Source organism: Serratia sp. 506_PEND, from assembly GCF_001076875.1.
Lineage (GTDB): Bacteria > Pseudomonadota > Gammaproteobacteria > Enterobacterales > Enterobacteriaceae > Serratia > Serratia marcescens.
The window spans coordinates 1-6954 of record NZ_JVEL01000599.1 but is presented as its reverse complement, the minus strand read 5'-3'; the positions used below and the strand labels follow the sequence as shown (position 1 = coordinate 6954).

Sequence of the window (6954 nt, the reverse complement as noted above, 5' to 3'; positions counted from 1 at the left end):
CCCTGCCAATCCTGTTCGAATTTCTCGACCGCGGCCTGCACTGCCGGCGCGTTCAGGAACTGCTCCGCGACGTCCACCGGCAGCGTGATGGCCTGGCAGCCGGCCAACAGGCACTCCAGCGCCTGGCGCGGCGTCTTGAAACTGGCGGCCAGCACCTGCGCCGACGGCGCATGCAGGCTCAACAACTGCTGCAGCTCGTGCACCATTTCGATGCCGTCACCGCCCTGCGCGTCCACCCGATTGACGTAAGGGGCCACATATTCCGCCCCGGCCAAGGCCGCCAACAGCCCCTGCCCGGCGCCGTACACCGCCGTCCCCAGCGTCGGGATGGACATCGTTTTGAGTTTCTTGATCGCCGCCAGCCCTTCGGCGGTCGCCGGGATCTTGACCACCAGCCCCGGGACGCGCTGACTGAGCAGCGCCGCCTCCGCCACCATGCGCTCCGCATCGGCCGCCATCACCTGCGCGAACAGCTTGCCGGTGCCGCCGAGGGCGTCGCGCAGCGCGGGCAGCACTTCCCAGATCGGCTTGCCTTCCTTCGCCACGATGCTCGGGTTGGTGGTGACGCCGTGCAGCGGCAGAATGCGCGCCAGGCGTTTTACCGCGGTCACATCGGCGGTATCGAGATAAAGCTCCATCACGGACTCCTGTGTCATGTTCTGTGGGCGGATTCAAACTCTGATCATCATAGGGCAAAAACCGCGCTAACTTTTGATCAAAATCAATTCAACTTTCATTCGAAACACCTTTAATGGCGAAAGATTCAGCAACGCCAAACGGGTGACTCATGTTCTTCAATCTGCAGCGCTACTCGACCCATGACGGCCCCGGCATCCGCAGCGTGGTCTTTTTAAAAGGCTGCCCGCTGAGCTGCCGCTGGTGTCAGAACCCGGAAAGCCGCTCGCGCCATGCAGACCTGCTGTTTGACGAACGCCTGTGCCTGAGCGGCTGCACGCTGTGCGCCGAGCGCTGCCCGCAAGGNAGCGTGACGAAGAGGCGTTGACGCTGCGGCGTGAAGTCATCAGCGCAAACGACTACGCGGCGCTGGCCGCCGCCTGCCCGACCGGCGCGCTCAGCCTGTGCGGCAGCCCGGTCAACCCCGACGATATCATGGCCGAGGTGATGCGGGATAAGCCTTTCTACCTGCGCAGCGGCGGCGGTTTAACGCTGTCCGGCGGCGAACCCTTTATGCAGCCGGAGGTTGCAGCGGAACTGCTGCGACGCGGCCGCGAAGCCGGCATCCACACCGCCGTCGAATCCTGCCTGCACGTTCCGTGGCGTTACATCGCGCCTTCGCTGCCGTGGCTGGATCTGCTGTTGGCCGATATCAAACACACCGACGAAGCGCGCTTTAGAGCCTGGACCGGCGGCTCCGCCCGCCGGGTGATGAACAATTTCCGCCGGCTGGCGGCGCACGGCGTGCCAATGACCGTGCGCGTGCCGCTGATCCCCGATTTCAACGCCGATCGTCGCTCTGTCCGTGCGATCGTCGACTTCGCCGCCGACGAGATCGGCGTGTCGGAGATCCACTTTCTGCCGTACCACACGCTGGGCATCAACAAGTACCACCTGCTCGGCGAGCCCTACCGCGCCGCCCGCACGCCGCTGGACGCGCCCGATCTGCTGGCCTTCGCCGAAGACTATGCCAGCGCCAAAGGCCTGACCGCCATTTTGCGAGGATAACGCCATGACCACGTTGGATTTGACCACCCTCAGCGCCCGCATTCAGGCGCATAAGAACGCGCTGATTCACATCGTCAAACCGCCGGTGTGCACCGAACGCGCGCAGCACTATACCGAGGCCTATCAACAGCATCAGGATCGGCCGCTGCCGGTGCGCCGCGCGCTGGCGCTGGCTAACCATCTGGCGAAGCGCACCATCTGGATCGCCAACGACGAGCTGATCGTCGGCAACCAGGCCAGCGAGCTGCGCGCCGCGCCGATCTTTCCCGAATACACCGTCGGCTGGATAGAAAACGAAATAGACCAATTGGCCGACCGGCCGGGCGCCGGTTTTTCGGTCAGCGAAGAGAACAAGGCGATTTTGCATCGCCTGTGCCCCTGGTGGCGCGGCCAAACGGTGCAGGATCGCTGCTACGGCATGTTCACCGACGAACAAAAGGCGCTGCTGGCCACCGGCATCATCAAGGCCGAGGGCAACATGACCTCCGGCGACGCCCACCTGGCGGTTAACTTCCCGCTGCTGCTGGAGAACGGTCTCGACGGCCTGCGTGAAAAAGTGAACGCGCGCCGCGGCCGCCTGCGCCTGACCGAGTGGGAAGATCTGCACAAAGCGCAGTTTCTCAACGCCATCGACATCGCGCTGGCGGCGCTGAGCGAGCACATCCTGCGCTTCGCCCGCCTGGCGCGCGACATGGCGCAAAACGAACCGCGCGACTGGCGGCGCGCCGAACTGCTGGCCATCGCAGGCAACTGCGACCGGATCGCCCATCGCCCGCCGCACACCTTCTGGCAAGCCCTGCAGCTGTGCTATTTCATCCAACTGACGTTGCAGATCGAATCCAACGGCCATTCGGTTTCCTTCGGCCGCCTCGATCAATACCTCTATCCCTGGTATCGACGTGAGGTGGAGCTGGAGCAAAAGCTGGCGCGGGAAGACGCCATCGAGCTGTTGCACTGCTGCTGGCTGAAGCTGCTGGAGGTCAACAAGATCCGCTCCGGCTCGCATTCCAAAGCTTCCGCCGGCAGCCCGCTGTACCAAAACGTCACCATCGGCGGACAGAAGCTGATCGACGGCCGGCCATGCGATGCGGTCAACCCGCTGTCCTACGCCATTCTCGAGTCCTGCGGCCGTCTGCGCTCCACCCAACCCAACCTCAGCGTGCGTTACCATGCCGGGATGAGCGCCGACTTCCTCGACGCCTGCGTGCAGGTGATCCGCTGCGGTTTCGGCATGCCGGCGTTCAACAACGACGAAATCGTCATTCCCGAATTCATCAAGCTGGGGGTTGAGCCGCAAGACGCCTACGATTACGCCGCCATCGGCTGCATCGAGACCGCCGTCGGCGGCAAATGGGGTTATCGCTGCACCGGCATGAGCTTCATCAACTTCGCCCGCGTGCTGCTGGCGGCGCTGGAACAGGGCCGCGACGCCACCTCCGGGCAAATATTCCTGCCGCAGGAACAAGCGCTGTCCAAAGGAAACTTCGTCGATTTCGAGCAGATCTTAGCCGCCTGGGATCGGCAAATCCGCTACTACACACGCAAGTCGATCGAGATCGAATGCGTGGTGGACAGCGTGCTGGAAGAGAATGTCCACGATATCCTCTGTTCCGCGCTGGTGGATGACTGCATCGAACGCGGTAAAAGCATCAAGCAAGGCGGCGCCAAATACGATTGGGTTTCCGGCCTGCAGGTCGGCATCGCCAACCTGGGCAACAGCCTGGCGGCGGTGCGCAAACTGGTGTTCGACCAGGGGGCGATCGGCCAGCAGCAGCTAGCGACCGCGCTGGCCGATGACTTCGCCGGGCTGGATGGCGAGCAGCTGCGCCAGCGGCTGCTCAACGCCGCGCCCAAATACGGCAACGATGTGGACGAGGTCGATCGGCTGCTGGTGCGCGCCTACCAAACCTATATCGAAGAACTGAAGCAGTATCGCAACACCCGCTTCGGCCGCGGGCCGATCGGCGGCGGTTACTACGCCGGCACCTCGTCGATTTCGGCCAACGTGCCCTTCGGCGCCGCCACTCTGGCCACGCCCGATGGACGTAAGGCGCACACGCCACTGGCGGAAGGCGCCAGTCCGGCGTCCGGCACCGACTACCTGGGGCCGACGGCGGTGTTCAATTCGCTCGCCAAGTTGCCGACCGAGGCGATCCTCGGCGGCGTGCTGCTCAACCAAAAGCTGAACCCGGCGACGCTGGACAACCCGCGCGATCGGGAAAAGCTGATGCTGATGTTGCGCACCTTCTTCGAGAGCTATCGCGGCTGGCATGTGCAGTACAACATCGTGTCGCGCGAAACGCTGCTGGCGGCGAAGCAACACCCTGACCAATATCGTGATTTAGTGGTTCGCGTAGCTGGCTATTCCGCCTTCTTTACCGCATTATCCCCTGAGGCGCAGGATGATATTATTGCGCGCACAGAACATACTCTTTAAACCTTTGACTCTTAGCGGCCGCGCCTTGGCGGCCGCATCATCAGGCCGATATGAATTTACGACAACAGACCATATTGCAGTTGGTTAACGATCGCCGGCGGATCAGCGTCAATGAGCTGGCGCGCGCCTCAGGCGTCTCGGAAGTCACCATCCGGCAGGATCTCAACCTGCTGGAAAAGCGCAGTTATCTGAAGCGGGTGCACGGCTCCGCCGTGGCCTTGGAGAGTGATGACGTCGACGCCCGCATGATGTCCAATTTCACCCTCAAGCAGCGGCTGGCGCAATACGCCGCCGCGCAGGTCAACGACGGCGAGACGATCTTTATCGAGAGCGGCAGCGCCAACGCCCTGCTGGCACGCTACATCGCCGAACGCAAGCGCATTACGCTGATCACCGTCAGCCACTACATCGCCAACCTGCTGAAAGAAACCGACTGCGACGTGATTGTGCTGGGCGGCATGTACCAGAAGAAAAGCGAGACCGTAGTCGGCCCGCTCACGCGGCTGTGCATTCAGCAGGTGCATTTCAACAAGGCGTTTATCGGCATTGACGGCTTTCAGGCCGAAACCGGCTTTACCGGCCGCGACATGATGCGCGCCGACGTGGTCAGCGCGGTACTGGCCAAGGGCGTGGAGAATATCGTGCTGACGGACTCCAGCAAATTCGGCCAGATCCAGCCCAATCCGCTGGCGCAGCCGGGGCAGATCAGCCGGGTAATCACCGATTCGCGTTTGGCGCTGGAGTATCAGCATCAGCTGAAACGCCAGGGCGTACAGGTGGAATTGGTCAACGAATAACGCAGATCACCGCCGCACCGCGCGGGCCACGCCGCGCGTCTTTCCCCTTGCACCGCAGGATTTTAAGACTATTTACCTGTTTATCCTTCCCGAGAAACCTATACTCAGTTTCGGCGACTTTTGGGCCGTAACCTGCTAATTATTCGGCCGTTAACAAAAAATGCCCTTTTTTTATATCGATACTGTACGGGAATCAACAGCAGGCCTGATTTATGGTTAACGCCTATACTTATAGGGCACTTCCATATAGCCAATGCTAAGGAGAAGTCATTATGATGATTATCAATAAACGTTTCGCCACCGCCGCTCTGGCACTGACTCTGGCGTTTTCACTTAGTGCCTGTTCCAACATGTCCAAACGCGATCGCAACACCGCTATCGGTGCCGGCGCAGGTGCAGTCGGCGGCGCAGTGCTGACAGACGGCAGCGCGTTGGGTACGCTGGGCGGGGCTGCGGTAGGGGGCATTATCGGTCACCAGGTCGGTAAATAACCTGACCGAGCGCCCTCGGCCGACAGGCTGGCAAAAGCGCTTCGGCGCTTTGACGTATTAACCAATAACGATGATTTCAGGTCTGTTTTACTTTAAGTCTATGGTTCTTTTGCCGTTAACGGGCTAATCCCCGGCAGCAACAACCTCAAGCCATGCCACGGCATTGCACCGCGGCATGGCGATTCACCTCAACCGCCCGCCAGTTTGACCTTCATGCCTTTGGCTTCCAGCAGTTGCTTGAGCAGATCGCGTTTATCGCCCTGGATCTCGATGACCCCGTCTTTCACCGAACCGCCGCAGCCGCATTTCTTTTTCAGCTCGGCCGCCAGTTTGTCGAGCGCAGCATCATCCAGATCGACGCCGGCGATCAGGCATACGCCCTTCCCCTTGCGGCCGCTGGTCTGACGTTGGATGCGCACGATGCCGTCGCCCTTGGCGCGTTGCGGTTTAACCTCTTCCTGCTTGATGCGGCCGGTGTCCGTGGAATACACCAGGCGGCTGTTATCGTCATTCATCGGCGGTTCCTCAGGCCAAAGAGGCGCGGATCGCGCGCAGCGTCGCGGCCGGATCGGCAGATTGGGTGATCGGACGCCCAATCACCATGTAGTCCACGCCGGCGGCCTGCGCCTGCACCGGCGTCATAATACGGCGCTGATCGCCCGCCGCGCTGCCTTCTGGGCGGATCCCCGGCGTAACCAGTTGGAAAGCCTGCCCGCAGGCCGCCTTCAGCCGCTGCGCTTCGTGTGCCGAACACACCACGCCGTCCAGCCCGCAGTCGCGGGTCAGGCGCGCCAAGCGCTCGGCGTGTTCCGCCGGGCTGGCCTCAATGCCGATGCCGCGCAGGTCTTCCGCTTCCATGCTGGTCAACACCGTCACGGCAATCAACAGCGGCGCATCCGTCCCGAATGACGCCAGCGCTTCTTTAGCGGCGGTCATCATGCGCGCGCCGCCGCTGGCATGGACGTTGACCATCCAAACGCCCAGTTCGGCCGCCGCCGCGACCGCATGCGCGGTGGTATTGGGAATATCGTGGAATTTCAGGTCGAGAAATACGTCGAAGCCGCGCCCATGCAGATCGCGCACCAGTTGTGGCCCAAACAGCGTGAACATTTCTTTGCCCACTTTCAGCCGGCAGTCTTGCGGATCGATACGGTCGGCGAACGCCAGCGCGGCGTTCTTATCGGCGTAATCTAACGCCACAACGATTGGAGATGATTTTAAGTCATTGTTATTAGCGTTATTTTCAGACTTCATTTCTTCTACCTTCTGTAAAATAGACATAATCAGGGACTCACCCGCGAAACTGACCGCCGCATTCTACATGTCGGGGGCCAGAAATCCCAGCCGCAGCGCGCACCGGCGCTCTGTCATGTTACCGCTCACCTTTGTCATGGCGCGTCAACGAAAGCGCGTTAGCGATAAACCACGCAGCGTAAAACGCCGTAAAGATGCGTAAATTGTTGATCAGATATTTTGAATGAGTTACTCAGCATTATCAGATTTTCAATCGACGTAGATGCTTTATTATTCAACCCATCGGAAGCGA

At 61.1% G+C, this 6954-nt stretch carries 7 protein-coding genes and 1 pseudogene; 5 read left to right on the top strand and 3 right to left on the bottom strand.

What is annotated here, in order from left to right:
• Positions 1 to 638, bottom strand: a 638-nt coding sequence (gene fsa, locus ADK28_RS27030) for a fructose-6-phosphate aldolase (protein WP_048797180.1), incomplete at its 3' end; no start/stop codon positions are given.
• A gap of 149 nt (positions 639 to 787) precedes the next feature.
• Here fsa and ADK28_RS33570 point away from each other — a divergent pair.
• The 5 genes and pseudogenes from ADK28_RS33570 to osmB all read left to right on the top strand — a co-directional run.
• Positions 788 to 981 (top strand): annotated as a pseudogene (locus ADK28_RS33570) (4Fe-4S cluster-binding domain-containing protein); the annotation flags it as partial.
• A gap of 18 nt (positions 982 to 999) precedes the next feature.
• Positions 1000 to 1683 (top strand): glycyl-radical enzyme activating protein, encoded by a 684-nt coding sequence (locus tag ADK28_RS27025; RefSeq protein WP_414711771.1) that lies wholly within the window; start codon positions 1000 to 1002, stop codon positions 1681 to 1683.
• 4 nt (positions 1684 to 1687) lie between these two features.
• Entirely contained in the window at positions 1688 to 4120 is a 2433-nt protein-coding gene (locus ADK28_RS27020) for a formate C-acetyltransferase/glycerol dehydratase family glycyl radical enzyme (protein ID WP_048797179.1), read from the top strand.
• A 50-nt stretch (positions 4121 to 4170) separates the two neighbouring features.
• Positions 4171 to 4917 (top strand): DNA-binding transcriptional regulator YciT, encoded by a 747-nt coding sequence (locus ADK28_RS27015; RefSeq protein WP_004930631.1) that lies wholly within the window; start codon positions 4171 to 4173, stop codon positions 4915 to 4917.
• A gap of 272 nt (positions 4918 to 5189) precedes the next feature.
• A complete protein-coding gene (gene osmB / locus ADK28_RS27010; RefSeq protein ID WP_004945176.1) occupies positions 5190 to 5408 on the top strand; it encodes an osmotically-inducible lipoprotein OsmB in 219 nt (72 codons plus the stop codon).
• A 188-nt stretch (positions 5409 to 5596) separates the two neighbouring features.
• Here the strand turns inward: osmB and yciH are convergent, their stop codons facing one another.
• Positions 5597 to 5923, bottom strand: coding sequence for a stress response translation initiation inhibitor YciH (gene yciH, locus ADK28_RS27005; protein ID WP_016927535.1), 327 nt, complete (start codon positions 5921 to 5923; stop codon positions 5597 to 5599).
• 10 nt (positions 5924 to 5933) lie between these two features.
• Complete coding sequence (gene pyrF, locus ADK28_RS27000; RefSeq protein WP_004930640.1) at positions 5934 to 6662, bottom strand: orotidine-5'-phosphate decarboxylase; 729 nt, start codon at positions 6660 to 6662, stop codon at positions 5934 to 5936.
• Positions 6663 to 6954: the final 292 nt, after the last annotated feature.